This window comes from Paenibacillus sp. OK076 (assembly GCF_900110055.1).
GTDB lineage: Bacteria > Bacillota > Bacilli > Paenibacillales > Paenibacillaceae > Paenibacillus.
This window is the reverse complement of sequence record NZ_FOCH01000002.1, coordinates 698,124-718,854: the sequence shown is the minus strand read 5'-3', so window position 1 is coordinate 718,854 and position 20,731 is coordinate 698,124. Positions and strand designations below refer to the sequence as shown.

Here is a 20,731-nt window from a genome sequence, read left to right as displayed (position 1 = left end):
TGTTTGTTGTCATTTGGATAGCCGGTGGTTGTCCAGTATCTGCCTGAGTTGTTACTGGAACAGACATTACTACGACAATACTACAAACCACTATAAGCGAAACTAATTTTTTTCTCATTGAGATTTTGCACCTCACAGATCAGATTTTGGTACTGCTGAGTCACTGTATCAGAAGCATAACTTCGATATTTTTCAAATATCCCAACACATTTAAGCATAGATAAGCCACTGTTAATTTCAAGAGAAAAGAATAAACCGTCTAATAACGCTTTGAAACCTTTTTCATAGTCTTTTTTCCTTAAATAATACTCACTTAACCCCATTAATAGACGAACGTAGCGGTCACCTGTAAGCTGAGTGCTAATCTTTCCAATTCGGCTACCCTGTTCCTGATACAGCACAAATGATTCATATTCGTAAAGAACATAGTCAATATCCAAGTCATATTGATTAGCTGCAACGACAATCTCACATAAAGCTGGAAACACTTCATTTTCTTTATTTGAAATATACTCCAGGTATTCGGGTAGTACATGTAGTTGTCCATCTCTCAACATATACATAAAACGATTCGCTTCAGCCCATTCCTGGAATTGTTCCATCACAATTTGTTCAGCTTGACTAGGGGATTTCACCCAACTATGGTCAATATACTGTGTGATATAATCGAGGGCGATCTTGTAATCCTCAAGATAAAAACAGGCACTTCCCATGACTAAATAGGAATACAAAATATAAAATATAATCTCTTTTTTGACTTCTTTCGGCTTGGTGTTGCCCTGGAACTCATAATGAATGGTTGCTTTTACTTTCAGTTTCTCGCCCAATTCCAACAACTTATCCCATCGGCGCAAAGAAGCATACACATTAATCAGATCGTTCAACCCGTCCAGCTGATAAGGCTCGTCAAGCCGATCTACAAAAAACTCAAACTGCGTAGCAAGTGCAAGATTGCTCGTCTGGTCCTTGGAAAGCCCGATCGTGAACAAACGATACTGACTTAGAGCCAACCGTTCAGAGTGTTGCATTTTCTCACTTTCAGCTACACAACGATATAGGGGCTTGGCTGCTTCCAACTTCCCTTCGCGATATAGCTGCTCGGCCAACTCGAACAAAAGGGGTGCATAGGAAAGATTATCCATAATTAGATTAACGGCTTCTTCCATACAATTGACCTTACCGAGTTCGGCACAACGGTATAGAAAAGGCCCAAGTCTTCGCCAATCCGGGCTTGTATGTACAAAACACTCATTTATGTATAATTCATAGAAGTAACCCTCAGTTAAACCCATCCCTGCAGTAAGTCGATCCAGCTGCTGCATGCCTATGGGACGAAGCCCGTTCAGCGTACCACTCAACGTTCCTGAGTTAATTCCCGATATCTCAGAGAATTGATTGAGTGTCATATGGTTAGTTTTTAAATAGTCTGCCAAATGATCACGTATTGTGGTTACTGAGTTCAAAGGTACACCACCTTCCAAGCAAAATTAAGCAATGGTCAATAAAATAATACTATATTTTTGAATTTAATATCAATATTTTACTTGTAAATAATTTACTTTTACTATAAAAATACTTATCTTCATTGCCCATTTGCTGTAATGTGGTTCCAAAGGAGGTGGAATTGGTTATTTCTATAAAAATAAGATTGGACTACACATTAGATGCAGCCAGCGTCACTAAAAATGCACTAGCTAGGGAAGCAAAAGTCAGACCCAATCTTATATATGATTTGTGCGAAAGAAAAACGAAAAGGCTTGAGATTAATATGAAGCCTTCACCTTCTGACTTTAAAGAGAAACACAAACAAACCGTCCATTTTACTTTGGACGGTTTGTTTGGCTTTCTACTGACTCTAGTCATGTTAAAACACACGAAATAGATAAGGCTTTTCTTAGAGAGCTACATTAATTGTAAAAAAAATACAAAATTATCTTGATGAAAGCGCTTTATTTATGTTAGTGTTTATAGGGAAACAAAACCAAAAAAGGGAAGGTGTACAAATTTTGAATTTTAAAAGAAAACTGTTTGGATCGGTACTGTCTCTTGCTCTTATTCTACAGGTTTCACCAGTCAGTGCTACAGAAGATTCCACCTATGATCCTCTAACAGAATCAACTACTATTACTAAAGAATATCTTAAGAAAAAGGCAATTCGTGAAGGAAAGGAATTGGATGTGGCTGAATATGAAAGCAAACTTGAGAATGCAAAGACTCAATCCGAAATAGAAGAAATAATGGAATCTGTTGACGATTATTCAGTGCACACAGAAATTGAATATCAGAATAAGCTATATAGTGTAGATAATGTGGATAGTTTCGATAGATCTATAACCATTATGGCATCCCCTGGAGACACAAGACTGCGTACCGAATATTCTTATGGCGCACAAACATTATATGGAAATGAGCAAGGGGACTTAACTAAGATGGGATTTAAACTGCTTAATATTGGAGCTGGTATGACGCACCCTTATGTAGGAGCATTTATGACCGTCTTAGATCTATTTATCAAAGATAGTGAGTACGATAGCTATAAAAGTACAATCATTAGAACAATGCATGACTATGTAATAATTTATAAATATGTTGACGTGTACCAGTGGAATGGTTTCCAATATATCTGGGCACCAATGGCAACTTCAACTAAGAAAAATAGTTCTGCTCAGCTTAATGTTGTGTACTATAAAAATTCTGTCCGGTATACACCGAGTAATTATGATCTAGGGCAAATATCCGGTCAAGCTGGTGACTATTTTTACGATGAAGCAAGATTAACTCAACTCGCTAAAAATACTCTATCTCCTTTGTATTATGGTTACCAAGCTGGAACTGTTGTACCAGTAAATGTCTCCGGTAAATTTAAGTATTAAATATTATACCTTAAAGAGGGGGCAGAATTTTTTAGATTAAGTCCCCTTATCTTCTTACTTATTGTGGAGGTGTAAAGATGAAGAGAATAATTTTTGTTATTTTCCTTGGTTTGCTTGTTCTTTCAGCGTGCAGCAACAATGAGAAAATTGATATATCATCACCGTCTTATATGTTTAGTGAAGACTACAAAATAAGTAAGGAGATAGAGGTGAGTTTAAAAGGTCATTTCAATAAAGATGATAATAACTATGAGGGTTCGTTATCAATAAATGAAATTAATTTTAAAAAAGTACTTTTTAAACATAATTCCTTATTAATATCATATGAAGGCTCAGAAAGAACAGTACTAGGAGATATTTACTTGAATACTTCGGATAATCAATTTGCAATTGTAATTACTGAACCGTCATTATACAAGCAATTAACTAATGAGGAATACAATAAGGATGGTTTAATCATAAGTTCTCCCGCATCAAGCCTAGAGGAGGCGAGGAGTATAGAAGAAAATTTAAAAGCAATGGAGTGATTATGCAAGACACTCCCACTATAAATTAATATTTTCTCTTGTTTACTCACTCATTCTTAGATTTTTAACCATAGACTATTCGATATATGGATAATTCATGTAATAATTACATTATTTATAGTGGAGCCAGTGGCGGGAATAGAGATTGGAGGAAGTTGTCTCCAACCCCTGGATCATTCTTGTGATCGCACTTGGATATCCACACCTGACTCTTGACGGCTTACCCTCCATTTCACATTGGGTCACTGCCCTTACATTCCTTCGTTCTGCCTCTCAAGACATGGACGCCGTTTCTTGCTCCTTTACAGGGTCGTTGCCCTTATGGAATTGATTCCTGCGGCTGCTCCGTGCTTCCTTTGTCTTAGTTCTTTCATTCCGGTGAGAAACGTAAGTTCGGTTTTTCTTAAGCTGCCATCTGTAACTGAGCCTGACGTACTGGTCCTAGCACGTCGTTTGCATCGTACGGAATTTGCTTGGTGCCGAGCGTATGCAGGACACGTATGAGTTTCCCGCACAAGGCTACGAGCGATTGCTTTTTCTTCAGTGGATTCTGACTTCGCTTCGTGAAGTACTGGTGCAATGCCTTGAATTCCGTGTTTTTTGCTACCATGGGCATGACCGCCCGGAATAGCAGAGCCCTTAAGCGTGCGCGTCCACGTTTCGTAATGCTGGACTTGCCTTTTTTCTTTCCCGAACTATTCTCTTTGAGATTCAGTCCGGCCAGCCGAATAAGCTGCTGTCCATGCTCATAACCGCTCAGATCTCCAAATTCCGCCAGAAATCCCGCCAGCTTATTTATTTCCAATAGGTGTCGCACTTCATATTACAATCCGTCTATTATTAGTTATTTTACAAGAAAGAGATGGACAGTTATGATGGAATAAAATTAGCCTAATCGTTCTACAAAAGCTGTGATAAATGAAAATGTGGACATGATAGAATGCGTGAAAAGATGAAGGGATTCAAGAATACAATAATATAACATCACCAATAAAAGTTTAATTTTACCAATTATATTTATGCAAGTATAACAACAGAGAAACTATTACATATTAATTGTTGGAGGTATTGGATAAATGATCAGCAGAGCGAAAGATTTGATTCCAGTTGTTGAAGAGATAATTCAACTTAAACAAGTATGTGATCAAGCGGCAAGAGCTTTAGAAGAACACTACGGACACCTTAGTTCTATTGAGAAATTCGAAAAGTATGTTGAAGACAAACACAGTCAACACGCAAGAAGCAATATTGAAGATTATTTAGAAATATTATCCAAATACGATATTGCAATTATCCAATCAATAATGTATTCTGGACGCGATCATCACCGTTCTGTCTCTATTGAACATGAAAACAATGTTGAACAAACGGAAAGTTATGACGAAAATGATGGGTATACACCAAGGGATTCGTTTATTGCGTATTATAATAGTGTGAAAAATGATAATAAGAATGGAGCCATACAGCACCTATTGGGAAAGGGGCAGCTTACTCAATACTTAATTAATGGCATTCAAATAATTAGGACAATGTAAGAGAATGTTAAATAATAGAGCAATACATGTGTCGCTCTGTTTTTATAATGAAAGATTAATTTTACCCAGAAGAAAGCAGTCCTAATGGATTGTTTTTTTTATTTTATGAGTGGAATAAATTTCTTCGAACACCACTGTTGCCAAAAGGTCACGAAAACAATGTTTTCGACAAGATTCGAGGTGCCGAATCCCCCAGGGAAATCATGTAGGCTCAGGGTTCGCACCTCCGTTTTCGTCCCCGGCCTAACGCCGCTCCACCAGACGTGGTGTGCCTTTCAAATCCTCGATCCGCCCTGCACCAATGCCAAACATGACGGTACGCAGCTCGAATTCGACCTGCTCCAACCGCTCATTCAGCGCATCATCGGAAGCGACCGCAGATTCCAGCAAAGATCGCCCGAACCCAGCCAGATCCGCACCAAGCGCCAGCGCTTTGGCCGCATCCACGCCAGTGTACAATCCACCGCTGCCAATCAGAACACCTTCCGGGTTTACCGATCTCACTTCCTGAATACACTCCGCTGTCGGAATGCCCCAATCTGCAAAAGCTTCCGCTGCCGCACGACGTACCGGATTAGAATTCCGGAACTTCTCGACCTGCACCCAGCTTGTACCACCTGCTCCAGCCACATCGATAAAGGCCACACCTGCTTCGTACAATCGCTGTGCCGTTACTCCATCGATGCCAAAACCCACTTCTTTCACGCCAACAGGCACATCCAATTGACGGCACAGATCCTCGATTCGATAAAGCAATCCGCTAAAATCCGTGTTCCCTTCCGGCTGGAAAACCTCCTGCAACGTGTTCAAATGCAGCACCAGCATATCTGCGCCAGCAATCTCCACTGCCCGCTGGAAATCAGCAGTGTTGAAGCCGTAATTCAGCTGCACCGCACCGAGGTTCGCGATAACCGGAATATCCGGTGCCCAGCGCCGCACATCAAAGGTGGTTGCCAGCTCCGGCTGTTCCACGGCAGCCCGAATCGAGCCTACGCCGAGTGCCCAGCCTCGGGCGTTTGCCACACGGGCAAGCCGCTCATTGATGGCGCCCGTTGTTTTGCTTCCACCCGTCATCGAACTGATGAGCAGGGGTGTGCGCACCCTTTTACCAATAAACGCAGTCTCCAGACTTACCTCTTCAAAATTCAATTCAGGTAACGGGTTATGACGAAAAGCATACCGCTCCATTCCGCTGGTTACCCCTTCTCCTGCCACATTCTCTTCAAGACAGAGGCGCACATGCTCCAGCTTCCGTTCCCCCGTAGCCACCTCGGGAAGCAGCCGTTCGCCAGCTCGCTCTTGTTCATTCATGATGAGACCTCCTTATGTGAGAATAGTGCTGATGGACAGGATCATTGCCAGTTTCGGCCAGGTTCCGTTCAGGATGTTGCCCAGTGCAGCAGAGAGATTCTCAGAAATATTAATTCTTATTATGTAACGTACAAACAGTATGATTTGGATCTATATTATAAATGATATTTACACTCAATGCGTCAACTCTACCAGTATAACGTTCCGTCCCAGCAATGGAAAGGGTGCCCCGAAACCCAACAATAACTTGAATTTCGAGGCCCCATTTATATTGGCTGCTCAAATATTTGGAGGTTGGATCAGTTATTCTGTTATACGAATTGTTTCTATAACTTACGTTACGATCTCCGATGCAAGCTGCGCGCCAACAAGCTGCCCGGATAACGTCACAATGGGCGTGCCGCCGCCCGGATGCGTCGTGCCGCCCACGTACCACAGCCCTTGCACATCCTTGCTTTTGTTGCCGGGGCGCATGAAGGTCTGCTTCACGGAGTTGGACGAGATGCCGTAGATCGACCCTTGATGGGCCAGGGTTTCCCGTTCTATATCCTGTGGCGTGTACCGGATCAGGACATCCGACTGCTTCAATCCCATAATTCCCCTCTCGGCCAGCTTCTCCAACACCAATTCTCCATAACGATCCATCTGCTCATCCCAATGCCAGGAGTCCGACAAATACGGAGCGTTCACCAGAATGAACAGATTGCTGGCTCCCGCTGGAGCCATACCCGCTTCCGAATAACCGGAATAACAGATGTAGATCGTGGGATCGGCAGGCATTTTTCGGTCACGGAAAATATGGTCAAACTCCAGTTCATACCGTTCCGGAAAGAAGACGGTATGGTGCAGCAGGGATTCATACTGTCTCCGCACACCAGCCAATGTTACAAACCCGGATATCGAAGGCTCATACTTGCGAATCCGTTGATCACTCATCTGTTTCCGATATTCTGGCGCAAGCAGCAGCCGATTGACGCTCAGCACATCTCCATTGGCAACGACCTGATCGGCTTCCCGGAAGCCCTGATCCGTATCCACGCCTGCCACCTTACCATGTCTGACAACAATTTGCCGGACTTCGATGCCAGTAACGATCTGCACCCCTTTTTCCTGTGCAAGCCGTGTCATGGCTTCTATGAGTTGATAGGTTCCACCTTTCACCCCATAGATGCCCTCTTCTGCTTCCACATGACCCATCATGGCAAAGATCGAAGGCGCCTGATAGGGCGATGACCCAACATAGGTCGCATACCGACCGAACATTGCAAGGGTATGGGGGTGCTGGAAATAAGAACGCAGCAGCTTGTCCAGCTTCACTGTAGGCCGTACACGCAACAGACTGCGCAGCATTCGAAGATTATATTTATCCTTGGGCGACAACAGCAGCTTTCCAAGAAAATGACGATTAGCTTCCGCATACAGCGCAGCAGACTCATCCATAAATGCATCATAACGGGCTGCATCCTCTGGGCTGTAGTCAGCAATCTGCTCCTTCATCCACCCTCGATTACCCGACAAATCGACCACGGTCCCATCTGCAAATATATTACGCGTACGTGGTTCCAACTCATATAACTGCACGTAATCTTCCATATCTACATCTGCGTGATCGAAGACAGAACGGAAGCTTGCAGGCATCGTGATCGTACTTGGCCCTCGGTCAAAATGATATCCATCCTGCTCGATCTGCTGCAGCTTTCCACCGACCCGCTCCTGCCGTTCTAGAATGGTGACCCGTACGCCCTGTGAAGCTAACCGAATGGCACACGATAGACCTCCAAAGCCTGCTCCGATAATAATGACGTTACCCTTCAACTGTACCGCCTACCTTTCCATACATACCCCTTGCCGGAACGACCTGCCTGCCAGGAAGCTATACCAATCGCAATGACACAGGCCATACTAATCGGTTGCAGGAAAGCAAGCCACCAGGGTTGTCCTCCAGCGTGATCCGATACCCTTTTGACTGCTATTCCGAGCACGGTTCCCGTAAGACCATAGATGATGGACATAGCATTGCCCGTCAACAAACCGATAACCAGACCGAGCGGAGGCACAATATACATCAGTGTATACATCAGCATCGTGCCCAACAGCAGCACATCTTTACGCCCCATGCCTTCGTACATGTTTTTCTTATACCCGTTCCACACTTCTGCACCATTCTGGTACATGCGCGTATTGGTCACATCATGAACATCGGCCAGCATAACGGGATGTCCCGCACGCTTAACCGCCTTCGCCAGACTCATGTCATCGACCAGATCCGCCTGAATTGCAGCATGTCCGCCGGAGGCCTTATAACTGGAACGATGAATGAGCAAAAAAGCCCCAGTAGCGGCCACAAACATCGGATTAGATGATCTGCGTATCATGAAAATAGGAAGATGACTGATGATGGTGAACACCATCATGGGCACAACGAGCTTTTCCATCCAGGTCTTCGTCACCTGATAGGGGAATCCTGTGACGAGGCCCCCACCTTGCTCACACCCCGCAGCAATCGTCTGCCGAATGGCTGCAGGTTCCAAGCGCACATCGGCATCCACGAACATAAACCATTCACCCTTGGCCTCCTGCACCAGTCGGTGACAGGCATGAGATTTACCCATCCAGCCTGCGGGCAGCTCCACGCCATACAGCAGGCGCACACGTGGATCACGATCAGCAATCCCCTGAACTATAGCAGCGGTCTCATCTTCAGAGCGATCATCCAGCACCAGTACTTCCATCCGAAATCCTGATGTATCGCTGGCAAGCACACTTTCCAGACATCCTTGAATGTGGAGTTTCTCGTTGCGGGCAGGGATCAGCACAGAGACCAGAGTATCCTTGTTTTTCAATTCGTCTGCGTTGAATGAACGCACTTTGGGCAGACAGGAGACGTTCCATACTGCGAACACCAACTGAACGCCCAATACACAAGTCAGTATAATCCATCCTATTTCAGATGCATTCATCGCTAACGGTTCACCCGCTTTCGTGCAGCATCGTATTTTTCACTCGTAGAACGCACATGGCGGATCAGTGGAAAAGCACCCGGCAAACTGCCCTGCCCGATGCGTACCAGCTCTGATTTATGATCATTCAACTGCTGCTCCAGCACCCTGCTCAATCTGGCGGCAATCTCTTCACTCTTCCATGTCTTCCAATCTTCTATCACAGGCGTACCCACCTGCATCGATATTTCCGGCAAATCATGCTGAACCATGCCATGACACAAAGTCACGGGTACAGCTACGGCGCGCGAGGAGCGGCGTAGCAGCAGACCAATGCCTGGACGAAACTCGATTGGCCTGGCATCCTGATGCAGAATTTCCCCTTGGGGAAAGATCCAGACCCTTTTGCCAGATTGAAGCAGCTCGGTCGTATATTGCAAGGAGGTTCGAATGCTGGATGCATTCTCCTTGTTGATTGAATACGCGCCAAGTTTGCGAAAAAAGGCATATTGTCGCAGCTGCTCTTCTTCCATCATGACATAATGATCTCCACGGGAAGTCTGCTGCGACGCATGATAGAGCAGCAGACCATCCCACCAGGAGCTGTGGTTCATGAAATAGATGACCGGTTGATCCGGTTCCATGGGTGAATCCGTATTCGGGAGCAGCGGGTCCAATGAACCTGATAATGTAAACGAGCGAAAACGTCTCCGCAGCAAATAATAATGATTGTATAAGGAAAAAATCCGGTTAAACGGTTTTGATTTTACGGCGCGAATCATATAGCCAGCTCCCCTCAGCAAGAAGCACACCCACAATAGCAATGATAAAGCTGCCCGTAATTCCTTCTTTGAGAGCTAGTAACCCAAACAAAAGAATAAACAGCTGATACAACCATTTCGCACGCAGCAATGAGCTTCGATCTGAAGGCATTGCCGGAAGAAACAAGGAGAGGAACGCTCCCATTACAAACCAGCTTATGTAATTGGTCCAGGGCACACCGTAGAATCCACCTCGAGCCTGCCATTGCCAGAATCCTCTAGCATGCGCAACCGGGTCCAGTACCAGATCGAGCACGATAGCCCAAAATCCGGTCTTAACCGCCCGGATCAGCTTGCCGGTCCAGGTCGAGCCACCGCCACTGAGCAGAGCCGAGTTACCAACTACGGCAATCCAGGCGAAGCCTAATGTAACGGGTACACTGAACAGGTGGATTCCGAAGAAGTCCGAATACGAATACTCGCCAAAGGGCCAGTGTGTATGCACGCCGCCCCATTCTACCCCCATGCCGCCCAGCCATATAATAAAGGAAACCAGCCAGAGTTCAGGTTTCATCCAAATGACTGACTGGTCGGACAACCCTGTCCGTTTCCGTCCTTGATATATCAGATCCAGCACATACAGTGCATAGAAGATTAGAAATAGTCCGTTAGAGAAAGACAGTACATCCGGAACACCGATCGTCAGCATCAGTACCGCTCCGATGATATACCACGCCCAGTACAGGCCCTGAACCATCAGGATACCGCCGTGCGGGAGGCTTGGTAAGCCAGCATTGGATAACGTTTCACAATGGCACCCAGCATCTCCAGTTTCAGCTCATCACTAACAAATGCACGCTTGGTATACACGTCGTAGTCGTTGCGCTCAACCGCATGCAGAATGGTCGAGTAAAAGGCTGCCGCCAGCTCAATGGCAAATGCACTTTCGGTTGGATACGTATCCAGACGGTCCATACCGACTCGGAACCAGCCCAGCGCAGCTGCTTTTAGTTCATGAATAATGGCTTTAAACCTTTCGTCAACCACACCGTTAGTCCAATCCTGTTCGGAATATCCATGCTCCTCCATCAACTCCAGCGGTACATAGCGGCGGGCTCTTGCCCGGTCTTCGCCCACATCACGGATAATATTGACGATCTGCATACCTTTGCCCAGCGCAATCCCGTTGATTGCGACTTCAGCGCCGTTATCATCCCGCAATACAGGCAGCAGCATCTCGCCCACGGTTCCGGCAACCAGATAGCAATAATGCTCCAGTTCCTCCATCGTTGTATAATGCGTGACTTTAAGATCGGTTAGCTGTCCGTCCATTTGACGGAAGAAAGGCCCTTTATCCAAATGAGGGAAGCTTGTAAACAGCCATCGTAATGCCGGCCAAATAAAATGTCCTTCCGCTTCTTCCAACTGACAGAACAGATGGTGGATTTCATGAATTGTATAGGGCGACTGCTCCGGTTCATCCACACTGTCATCGATCATGCGGCAAAAAGCATAGATCACGTACACGGCCTCGCGGCGTGGGCTGGGCAGACCTCTGAAGGCTTGATAAAAAGATGACGAGCCCTTTTGCATTAATTCCTCACATTTGTTCAAAATCGCTTCATTCATGTTTCCATCTCCTTCGTGAGTAGATTTACTGCCATCCGTGCACTTTGCATCACAATAGGAACCCCGCCTCCCGGATGTACAGACGCTCCTGCCGCATATAGTCCCCGAATTGCCGGGAACGGCTTCGGTTGCGGACGATATACACCGGATTGGAACAGTACGGGTGCGATGCCAAAGCTGCCGCCGCCATACAGCCCGTCACGCTCAGCGTCAGCGGGAGTACGTATTTTTTGCCACCTGATCGCTTCACGGAGTCCCGGAAATCCACGTTGTTCCGCTTCTTCCAGCACACGCTCTGCCAGCGCCTCGCTCTCCCGAGACCAGTCGACACCATCGGCATCCGGCACCGGAATGAGGAAGTACAACACACTCTGACCTGGCGGAGCTGCCGTCTCGTCCAATGCAGCCGGATTGAATACATAAAAAGAGGACTTTGCCGGAATGCGGCGCTGGTTAAACACTTCACGTAAACTGCCGTCCAGACTTGGGGGCAGGAAAAACTGATGCGTCGTGGCATCCTCCCAGGTTTTGTCTACCCCCGCATAGATCAACACACATCCCGATGAGGGACGATATGGCTTTCGTTTGCGTGAACCATCAGGCGTCTGACCCAGCAGACCCGACAGGTGGGGGAAATCGCCATTGTAGATAACTGCATCCACATTTTCTGCGCCTGCTGCGGTTTCTATACCTTTGCATACACCATTTTTAATATTCAGTCCCGTCACTTCGGTATTTAATACGATGCGACCACCACGTGATATTAGTTCCTGTTCCAGTATGGCAGGTAATGCCGCATAACCGCCTTTCACCATCCAAATGCCATATTCGTGCTCTGCATAAGGAAGAAGGGAGTAAATGCCCGGCGTACCGAAGGGAGAGCCTCCAATGTAGAGACTTTGCAGCGAATATGCATCCAATAGTTCCTCATGCTGAAAATAATCACCTACAGCCTTCCGTACACTCTTGTGTGCGCGTAATCGGCCCATCAGGGACATCAGAGAGGGAGTGAAGAAATCCCTTTTTCGTGGAAAAGCCCGTTCCAGAAACGCAGCCCGTCCAGCCGGAAACAGCGTGTCCATATCTTTCATAAATTTCGAGAATCCTTGGCTTTCTCCAGGGAAGAGACGTTCAATCTCTTCGGCCTGCTGTTCACGAGCCGTCATTTTGGTCATCACACGTCCACTACTGTAATGCACCCTGTACAATGGATCACAACGCAGCAGCTCAACCTTCGAACGATCCACCCCCGCTTCCTCCAAAATGCCAAGCAGCATCTCGGGCAGAAGTACGATCGTAGGGCCCTGATCGATTCGATAGTCCCCTTCCTGCTCGTAGCCGATACGACCTCCAACTCTGGAACCCCGTTCGTATACCGTTACATCCCAACCCTGTTTATTCAGCAGCAACGCTGAAGTCAGTCCACCAATGCCTGCACCTACGATGGCAGCCCGTTTCATGAATGGCCTCCCGCTTCCGCCGTCTTCACATACGAGGATGGTTTAGAGCTCGTGCGAGCGTCCTCTTCCTGAATTAGCTTCACGCTGATCCGAGCTGATTCGAAGATGGTCGGTAATCCACTGCCCGGGTGGGTTCCGCCACCCACCAGCCACACTTTTTTCAACTCCTCAAACTGGTTATGCGGCCTCAAGTACATCATCTGTCCGAGGTTATGAGCCATGTTGAACGTTGCTCCGCGATACACATCCAGTTCATTTTGCCAGTCCAGCGGCGTAAACATCATGGATTCTTCAATACGGCTGCGGATGTCTGCCAGCTCAGGAATCGATTCCATCCGCTTCATCATCGCCTCCCGCACGTTCTCCCGTTCCACCTCCCAATTGATGTCGCCAGTCAGGTTCGGTGTAGGCATGAGAACATAAAGAGCAGATTTTCCTTCCGGTGCGAGCGTCGAATCGAGTCTGGACGGGTTATGAATATAGAGAGATGGATCAGCAGACAACACTTTGTGCTTCGTAATCTCGTCGACGTTCAGTCGATAGTCCTCGGGAAAATAAATGGAATGGTGCGGCAGATCGACATCACCGTCTACCCCCAGATACAACATCGCTGTGGAGCAGGAGAACTTCTTGCGTTTCATTTTCTCGGGTGTATATTTCTTGAGTACGCCTGGTTCAAACAGATGATTCACCGCATGTGCGAAGTCTGCATTAACAACGACATGATCCGTTTCGATGCGTTCACCGTTTTCAAGCAAAATACCTTCTGCTCTCCCATTGCGAACAATGACCTGTTGAACTGGACAGGATGTATGTATTCGTCCTCCGTACTCCTCCACGACATCAGCCATGGCTTGAAATACGCGATTGACCCCACCAATAGGATGAAACAATCCATAATGGTGCTCAATAAACGACAGAATCGTAAACGTACCCGGGCAATCCCAAGCGGACATGCCGAGGTATTTGGACTGGAACGTAAATGCCCAGCGGAGACGCTCGTCTGTAAAGTAACGGGACAGGATGCCGTAAACTGTATTGTTAATGTCCAGTTTCGGCAGAGCCGATATGGCGTCTTTTCTCAAATAATCGGCCAGTTTTCCGAAAGGCCTGCGCAGCAAAGGCATGACTTTGCCAAACTTCACTTCTTCTTCCTGCATGAACCGAAGGTAATTGTCCTCGTTGCCGGGGAAAAGTTCCTTGATCTGTGCGGCTGTATCTTCACGATTGCGGGAAGGCGTAAACACCTTATCGCCAAAGTTCAGAGCATACAGCGGAGTCAGCTCTTTCATCTCCACATAGTCGGATAGCTTGCGTCCTACAACATCGAACATCTCTTCAATCAGCTGAGGCATCATCAAAAACGTTGCACCCCGGTCGAACCGATATTCGCCCAGCTCCAGTCTGGCGGAACGTCCCCCAATGACTGGCTGTTTCTCATACACATCTACGTCGTACCCCTGGCCGGACAATAACATCGCTGCTGCAAGTCCACCCGGACCTGCACCAATGACAGCTGCACGTTTACGTTGCTGATTCGGTATCATGCCACTCACCTTTCCTATGTTAAGAACTATCTCTAGGACTATAGTCTTCAACCTATATTAAACCGCCCATGAACAGTTCAAGCGGGTAAACGCAAAAACATTATACAAATATAGTACAAATATTATACACCTATTAAAACAAAAAATGACCCGCTGGTCAAATTCTCTTGAAAAGATATTTTGGGATACAAAAAAAACACCCTCTGCGCTCTTGCGTCAAAGGATGTCCTGTATACCTAAACCTATACATTCTATTTTAAAATACATTTCATAAAAGCATACCCATCAGTATCTTCGTCCAGGCGATTGTTCAACAAAATACTCACGTTCCATCCACGATTGCCAATCCGCTGAATCTCCAGGCATAATCCACTGCGGATATCGTGCGTTCTCTGTACGCTCATAGCCCTTGCCTCCAAGTACAAAGCGCATATGCGGGAACTCGTCCACAATTCGCCCTATGAGTTGATCACACCGCTCAAGAAGTTCGGAACTGGTAACCGATAGACAGACCAATCGGATGTTCTGCTCCCGGATTATTGGGAATAGCCCCTCTTCCGGCGTGTTGGCTCCGAGATAGAGCACTTCGGCACCATTTTTACGCATAAACAGGGAGAACAGCAATAACCCCACCTGATGATGCTCCCCTTCTGGGCACAAGGCCAGAACTTTGGGCAAATGCGGATAGATCGGGAACAGATGGAAAAACTGATAAAAGCGCTGTGAGATCAACTGAGTCATAAAATGCTCCTGAGCGACCGAAGCCCTGCCCTGCTCCCATGCATCCCCAACCCGAACCAGAATGGGCACCAGCACATGATAAAACATGGAATCATACCCGTACATGGTAAAGCCAAAATCAATCAGACCATTGGCCCGTTCGCCCTGAAAGTTGTATAGCGAGTCGTAGATCTGATCGGCTATACGTACATATGCCTCTTCCATCGTGGGTACTGGAGGCGTTAACGACGTAGGTAACGCAGCTTCATGTGGACTGGTTTTATTCTCCTTGAGCATGCGTACCGCTTCCGAAATATTCGTCTGGTGCTGCTCCACCTGCTCTTTCAACCAGCGCAGATCTGCAACATTCTCTTCGGTGTACAAGCGATAACCCGATTCCGTCCGCTCAGGGGTGACCGCACTGTACCGATTCTCCCAAGCCCGGAGCGTTACCGTCGGAATACCCAGCATGGCAGCGACTTGTTTGATGGAATACACCTTATTACCCACTTTCTTTCCTGTAATAGCCAGACTTTCGCAGGTTAAACGAATCCTTATCCCGTCCTTGTCAGGTATATGAAAATCCGAACATTCCACAAAAATAATACACTCATTATACACAACGGTCATATTACTGTCGATGCATCCATACTATTCTTAAACCTGCCCGATCCATCCAAATACCATTCAACTCTTTCCCGGGTACAAGATGTAGACGAACGATCTCCTGACGATATAAATAATCCGTTAGTCTCTCTGCGTCAATGTTGTCATCCGGGTGGTAATAGAAGTCAGCACGTTCAGAAAGGGGAGTTATTTTTGTTTTCTTATCGCCGCCAAACATCCGACCGCAAATCTTCACGAGGCAAATTTCCATACATACGAACAGGTCTCCTACTACTGGTGCTATGGCTCATCGGCGTCATGCTCTACCAGACGTATAAACCGTTACCAGCTGGCATTTCCTATGAAAGCCCTGAATACCGTGTGGATCAGGTGCAATTTCTGCATGATCTGACCTATCCATCCGCTGATGGACAGATGGAGCACGAACAGCAGATTTTCCAGCGCATGCAACAGATCGTTGAAGACGCTGAACAGTTCGTCGTCGTTGATATGTTTTTATTCAATAATTACCAGCACAAAGGTCAGCAATTTCCACCCATCAGCACCGAGTTTACGGAAACACTGATTGCCAAAAAGCTTCAAAAACCCGATATGGATATCTGGTTCATTACGGATGAAGTGAACACCAACTACAACTCTGCACCCAACCCGTTACTGGAGCAGATGAAACAGGCCGGAATTCACGTGGCCATTACAAATGTGGACCCTTTACGTGACTCCACTCCTGTCTACTCCGCAGTCTGGCGCACCTTCTTCCAGTGGTTTGGACAATCCGGGAATGGCTGGATTCCGAACCTGATGGCAACCGATGGACCGGATGTTACTGTGCGTTCCTACCTTAAATTGCTCAATGTGAAGGCCAACCATCGCAAAGTGGTGGTCAGTGAGAAGACGGCTATTGTGTCCTCAGGCAATGTTCATGATGCCAGTGCCTATCATTCGAACATTGCTTTTGAAATAAGCGGACCGATCATCGGAGATATCCTTGAGTCGGAACAGGCTGTGCTGAATTTCTCAGGCGGGGGAAAGCTTCCTTCCTACACTGCTCCTTCGACAGATCCGAATAAGGGAGATTTGCGAATTCGCTATCTGACCGAGGGCAAAGTGAATGACGCAGCGCTCCATGAGATCAATCAATCCACAAAAGGTGATACCTTATGGATGGGCATGTTCTACATCGCTTCACCCAAAGTTCTGGACGCCCTGCTCGAAGCCTCGAAACGGGGAACCGAAATACGGCTTGTGCTCGACCCGAACGAAAATGCTTTTGGTCAGGAGAAAACCGGCATTCCCAATCGTCCTGTAGCTGCGGAGTTGCATGATAAATCGGATGGCAAAATCCAAATTCGCTGGTATAACACAACCAAGGAGCAATATCATACCAAGATGATGTACATTGCCAAAGGCACCGGGGATCACATCGTCCTTGGAGGATCGACCAACTTCACCCCCAGAAACATGAATGATTATAATTTGGAAAATGACCTCTGGGTGGCTGCCCCACCAGACAACTCATTTACTCAAGATATCGCGAATTATTTTGATCGAATCTGGAATAATGAAGATGCCGAGTTCACCCTGAACCTGGATGAATTTCAGGAGAAGACTACATTTTTGAAAGAAATCGTATATAAGCTGCAACTGATTTTGGGTTTAACGACCTTCTAATTGAAGATAAAATCTCAAGCATAAACCCGCCTGTACACTATCGTGCAGGCGTTTTTTGTGCCTTGACAGCGAATGTAAAATGTGAAAATATAGGTTACCTAACGACCGTTAGGAAGGTGATATTAATGACTGCACATTCGATTCGGGATGCTGCCCTGTTCTATTTTGCAAGAGATGGATATGAAGGAGCTTCCTTAAGAGCTATTGCTGACGAAGTCGGGATTAAAAAACCGTCCATATATGCACATTTTAGCGGCAAGGATGACTTGTTTTTGCACACCCTTGCGCATGCCTTCAAGGAGGTTCAGCGTCGAACGCTGGAATACTTCCGTGACCACGCCGATCTTCCTCTGGAACAAAGGTTGAAGGGTCTGCTGATATGGTTTGAGCAAGAGTATAACTGTAACGCCTCTGCCCGCTTTATGCTGCGTATGTGCTATTTCCCGCCGCTTTCGCTATATAACGAAGTGATGGATCTAGTTTATCCGTTTCTCGACGGTATGGAGCGGTCACTGACACGGCTGCTGCAAAGAGCGACACGCAAGGGAGAATTACAGGCTGTTCCAGCGGAACAAGCTGCGATTGCCTTTATGACTTTTCTCGATGGCATCACAGTTGAGATTATTTATGGAAGTTCACGTCGATACAAGAGACGGATTGAAGCTTCCTGGCCTGTTTACTGGCATGGCATTCATCATCTGAAACAAGAGGCACAGCCCGTTGTGCCGAAAGGAGATTCATCATCATGAACCGCAACTGGTTATATGTATTTGTCGGAGGGCTCATTGAGATTGTATGGGTAAGTGGGCTGAAACACGCCTCCAATGTTTGGGAATGGGCTTTGACGGCCCTGGCCATCATCCTGAGCTTTGGATTAATCATCGCTGCTTCCAAAAGATTGCCTGTGGGTACGGTGTATGCCGTATTTACCGGGATTGGTACCGCAGGTACGGTACTGACTGAAATGCTGCTATTTGGTGAAGCATTCTCACTAGCCAAAGTTTTGTTAATCGGTCTGCTGCTATGTGGTGTGATCGGACTGAAACTGGTCACGGATCAACAATCGGCAAAAGGAGGTGAAGCATAATGGCTTGGATGGCAATTGTGGGTGCAGGCATATGTGAAATTTTTGGCGTCATCGGCATTAATGGTGCTTCTTCCCGGAAGGGCTGGCCTTATATCGTGCTCATGCTTGTATCGTTCGTATTCAGCTTCTCCCTGTTATCCTATGCGATGACGTCCATTCCCATGGGTACCGCGTATGCGGTGTGGACTGGAATTGGTACGGTGGGCAGTACGCTTACAGGTATGTTCCTGTTCGGTGAGCGGAAGGAAGCAAAGCGGTTGCTGTTTATTGCCATGATTTTGGTGGCGGCGATTGGATTGAAACTGATTACGTAAGATATAATGTAAGGAAACACAGAAGAGGTTTTGCCGGAGGTAGTTTCAAGATGCTAACGAACCTACCGCACCTTAATAGGTGGATTATTGCAAATTGTAAAGTTTAACGAACTTCAGGCAACTTATTGTGGTACAAAACTGGGCAGAACTTGCAAAAACAACCCATTTGACGAAATAAAGCCTCTACGATTCGTTAGAACTCATACTTGAGCAAATAGGAGCGAATAGCGTGTGCTCGGTTCGTTACACCGCTTTAAGCTCAGTTATAAATAAGACGACTTCGTTCAGTAAGTCGTCTTTTTGGGATATGATATAAAAGGAAACCTCCTCACACTCTGTTACGTAAGAAAGGATGTCGTGTTGATGAAGAAATTGTTCGCGCGCATGGGTTCTTTAACCGGGTACATCTTCCTGATTGCTGTGGGAGCCTTTTATTTGTTTGCTCTTGTAGCCATCATTCTCCTAGCCATTTACGTCTTTAAGGGCGGAGCCTGAAAAAATTATTTTGAACTCATCATGCCAACTTCTTGCGCCCTACCTTGGATACTCATGATTATGATACATATTGCATTGCAATGAACATATTGTCACTCATTATACTGCCTTTATGGCGTCTTCATTACGTAGAAAAAATGCTCCAGTCCCCTTAAAATACACCCTCTTCTTTTTCCATTTTTCTCCCATTTGAATTCCATTGTCTTTATCGCTTATACTTAATTTGACCCTAAAGTCAATTCAAGAACTCATAAGTTCCGCAGGTGAGGTGGATGTATCGTTAATGAACCCTATCCATGAAATGAATGAGAAGAAAAAGCTCATTATTACCACAGCACTCAAGCTGTTCTCCGCCAAAGGCAGTGCTGCAACCTCCATGCAGGAGATTGCAGAGATATGCGGGATGTCGAAAGGCAGCCTCTACCTCATGTTCAAATCCAAAGAGGAATTAGAGGCCAGTACTATGGAGTACTGCATATTCACGCTCATGGACGAAATGTCCCAGATTGAACACGAAGCTGGGCTCACTTCGAGAGAACGTCTGCACAAACAGATTGAAACACTGCTTGGCCATGTATCCGAGCTGAAGGAATTTTTACGCGTGCAAATGCGCAGCATGATGATGGATGAAGAGCAGAATCGCAAGGAAAAGTGCAAACCGCAGAACAAGGATCTGGAGGTCCGTACCTTGCACTGGTTTAAGGACAAACTGGAGGATATGTACGGACCGGAGATTGAACCCTATACCATAGACCTTATTTTGCTCACGCATGGTCTGTTCCTCTCCTACATCAAAATCTGGTTTACGGAAATGCCTTCCCTTACCGTATCCAAGATGGCAAGCAACATGCTGCAAACGATTGATTATGCAGCTCGCGGATTACTCGATCAACGCCCCGCCCCTCTGGTTCCTTTGGAACATTGGCCAGCATGGAGCAGCGATTCAGATACAGATTCCACAATGATGCGTCATCCCATTCATATCATCAAACAGATGAAGGATATCATCACTTCGGATATGCCTCCAGGGCAATTGCGCAATGACGCGCTGGAGACCATCGCCATCCTGAGACAGGAAATGATGGAATTCACACCGCGACGTGCCATTATTCTGGGCATGATGCGCAATCTGGATCACATTCCTGTCATCCAGCCATTGCACTCCGAGCTTCAGCATATTATGGATGCCATGTATAGCCGGTTCATCCAGGCTGACTCGTCACAACAATAAAGAAATA

The 20,731-nt window shown here is 46.4% G+C and carries 20 protein-coding genes and 1 pseudogene; 10 read left to right on the top strand and 11 right to left on the bottom strand.

Annotated features, from left to right (window positions below):
• Window positions 1-80: 80 nt before the first annotated feature.
• On the bottom strand, window positions 81-1,463 hold the full coding sequence (locus tag BMY78_RS21915) for a transcriptional regulator (protein ID WP_090903498.1): 1,383 nt from the start codon (window positions 1,461-1,463) through the stop codon (window positions 81-83).
• Between the two features lie 161 nt (window positions 1,464-1,624).
• Here BMY78_RS21915 and BMY78_RS21910 point away from each other — a divergent pair, with 161 nt between their 5' ends.
• The 3 genes from BMY78_RS21910 (at window position 1,625) to BMY78_RS21900 (ending at window position 3,400) form a co-directional block, all read left to right on the top strand.
• A complete protein-coding gene (locus tag BMY78_RS21910) occupies window positions 1,625-1,882 on the top strand; it encodes a hypothetical protein (protein WP_090903497.1) in 258 nt (85 codons plus the stop codon).
• Window positions 1,883-2,006: 124 nt separating this feature from the next.
• On the top strand, window positions 2,007-2,873 hold the full coding sequence (locus tag BMY78_RS21905; protein WP_143067068.1) for a hypothetical protein: 867 nt from the start codon (window positions 2,007-2,009) through the stop codon (window positions 2,871-2,873).
• Window positions 2,874-2,950: 77 nt separating this feature from the next.
• The gene (locus BMY78_RS21900) at window positions 2,951-3,400 is read left to right on the top strand and encodes a membrane lipoprotein lipid attachment site-containing protein (protein ID WP_090903495.1); all 450 of its coding nucleotides are present in this window, start codon (window positions 2,951-2,953) and stop codon (window positions 3,398-3,400) included.
• A 403-nt stretch (window positions 3,401-3,803) separates the two neighbouring features.
• On the opposite strand, the pseudogene BMY78_RS21895 reads toward BMY78_RS21900, so the two are convergent.
• Window positions 3,804-4,190 (bottom strand): annotated as a pseudogene (locus tag BMY78_RS21895) (transposase); the annotation flags it as partial.
• 286 nt (window positions 4,191-4,476) lie between these two features.
• Here BMY78_RS21895 and BMY78_RS21890 point away from each other — a divergent pair.
• Window positions 4,477-4,935: a hypothetical protein gene (locus BMY78_RS21890; RefSeq protein ID WP_090903494.1), complete on the top strand. Its 459-nt coding sequence runs from the start codon at window positions 4,477-4,479 to the stop codon at window positions 4,933-4,935.
• Between the two features lie 243 nt (window positions 4,936-5,178).
• On the opposite strand, the gene fni is transcribed toward BMY78_RS21890, so the two are convergent.
• From fni to BMY78_RS21845, 9 genes are all read right to left on the bottom strand, one after another.
• Window positions 5,179-6,246 (bottom strand): type 2 isopentenyl-diphosphate Delta-isomerase, encoded by a 1,068-nt coding sequence (gene fni, locus BMY78_RS21885; RefSeq protein WP_090903493.1) that lies wholly within the window; start codon window positions 6,244-6,246, stop codon window positions 5,179-5,181.
• Between the two features lie 333 nt (window positions 6,247-6,579).
• Entirely contained in the window at window positions 6,580-8,061 is a 1,482-nt protein-coding gene (locus tag BMY78_RS21880) for a phytoene desaturase family protein (protein ID WP_090903492.1), read from the bottom strand.
• A complete protein-coding gene (locus tag BMY78_RS21875) occupies window positions 8,058-9,206 on the bottom strand; it encodes a glycosyltransferase family 2 protein (RefSeq protein ID WP_090903491.1) in 1,149 nt (382 codons plus the stop codon). The genes BMY78_RS21880 and BMY78_RS21875 overlap by 4 nt, the downstream gene beginning before the upstream one ends.
• Window positions 9,207-9,208: 2 nt before the next feature.
• Entirely contained in the window at window positions 9,209-9,967 is a 759-nt protein-coding gene (locus BMY78_RS21870) for a lysophospholipid acyltransferase family protein (RefSeq protein WP_090903490.1), read from the bottom strand.
• On the bottom strand, window positions 9,936-10,703 hold the full coding sequence (locus BMY78_RS21865; protein WP_090903489.1) for a carotenoid biosynthesis protein: 768 nt from the start codon (window positions 10,701-10,703) through the stop codon (window positions 9,936-9,938). Before BMY78_RS21865 ends, BMY78_RS21870 begins: the two co-directional genes overlap by 32 nt.
• The gene (locus tag BMY78_RS21860; protein WP_090903488.1) at window positions 10,703-11,575 is read right to left on the bottom strand and encodes a phytoene/squalene synthase family protein; all 873 of its coding nucleotides are present in this window, start codon (window positions 11,573-11,575) and stop codon (window positions 10,703-10,705) included. The genes BMY78_RS21865 and BMY78_RS21860 overlap by 1 nt, the downstream gene beginning before the upstream one ends.
• Window positions 11,572-13,035: a phytoene desaturase family protein gene (locus BMY78_RS21855; protein WP_090903487.1), complete on the bottom strand. Its 1,464-nt coding sequence runs from the start codon at window positions 13,033-13,035 to the stop codon at window positions 11,572-11,574. The genes BMY78_RS21860 and BMY78_RS21855 overlap by 4 nt, the downstream gene beginning before the upstream one ends.
• A complete protein-coding gene (locus BMY78_RS21850; protein ID WP_090903486.1) occupies window positions 13,032-14,582 on the bottom strand; it encodes a phytoene desaturase family protein in 1,551 nt (516 codons plus the stop codon). The genes BMY78_RS21855 and BMY78_RS21850 overlap by 4 nt, the downstream gene beginning before the upstream one ends.
• Window positions 14,583-14,867: 285 nt before the next feature.
• Window positions 14,868-15,800: a MerR family transcriptional regulator gene (locus BMY78_RS21845; RefSeq protein WP_090903646.1), complete on the bottom strand. Its 933-nt coding sequence runs from the start codon at window positions 15,798-15,800 to the stop codon at window positions 14,868-14,870.
• Window positions 15,801-16,121: 321 nt separating this feature from the next.
• Between BMY78_RS21845 and BMY78_RS21835 the strand changes: the two genes are divergently transcribed.
• The 6 genes from BMY78_RS21835 to BMY78_RS21815 all read left to right on the top strand — a co-directional run bounded on the left by BMY78_RS21835 (window position 16,122) and on the right by BMY78_RS21815 (window position 20,724).
• A complete protein-coding gene (locus BMY78_RS21835) occupies window positions 16,122-17,597 on the top strand; it encodes a phospholipase D family protein (protein ID WP_256222267.1) in 1,476 nt (491 codons plus the stop codon).
• Between the two features lie 125 nt (window positions 17,598-17,722).
• Window positions 17,723-18,346 carry a TetR/AcrR family transcriptional regulator gene (locus BMY78_RS21830; protein ID WP_090903484.1) on the top strand — a complete coding sequence of 208 codons (624 nt, stop codon included), beginning with the start codon at window positions 17,723-17,725 and terminating at the stop codon, window positions 18,344-18,346.
• Complete coding sequence (locus BMY78_RS21825) at window positions 18,343-18,684, top strand: DMT family transporter (RefSeq protein ID WP_090903483.1); 342 nt, start codon at window positions 18,343-18,345, stop codon at window positions 18,682-18,684. Before BMY78_RS21830 ends, BMY78_RS21825 begins: the two co-directional genes overlap by 4 nt.
• Entirely contained in the window at window positions 18,684-18,998 is a 315-nt protein-coding gene (locus tag BMY78_RS21820; protein ID WP_090903482.1) for a DMT family transporter, read from the top strand. The genes BMY78_RS21825 and BMY78_RS21820 overlap by 1 nt, the downstream gene beginning before the upstream one ends.
• A gap of 363 nt (window positions 18,999-19,361) precedes the next feature.
• A complete protein-coding gene (locus BMY78_RS33485; RefSeq protein ID WP_256222266.1) occupies window positions 19,362-19,493 on the top strand; it encodes a hypothetical protein in 132 nt (43 codons plus the stop codon).
• Between the two features lie 283 nt (window positions 19,494-19,776).
• Window positions 19,777-20,724, top strand: a complete 948-nt coding sequence (locus BMY78_RS21815; RefSeq protein WP_090903481.1) for a TetR/AcrR family transcriptional regulator — start codon at window positions 19,777-19,779, stop codon at window positions 20,722-20,724.
• Window positions 20,725-20,731: the final 7 nt, after the last annotated feature.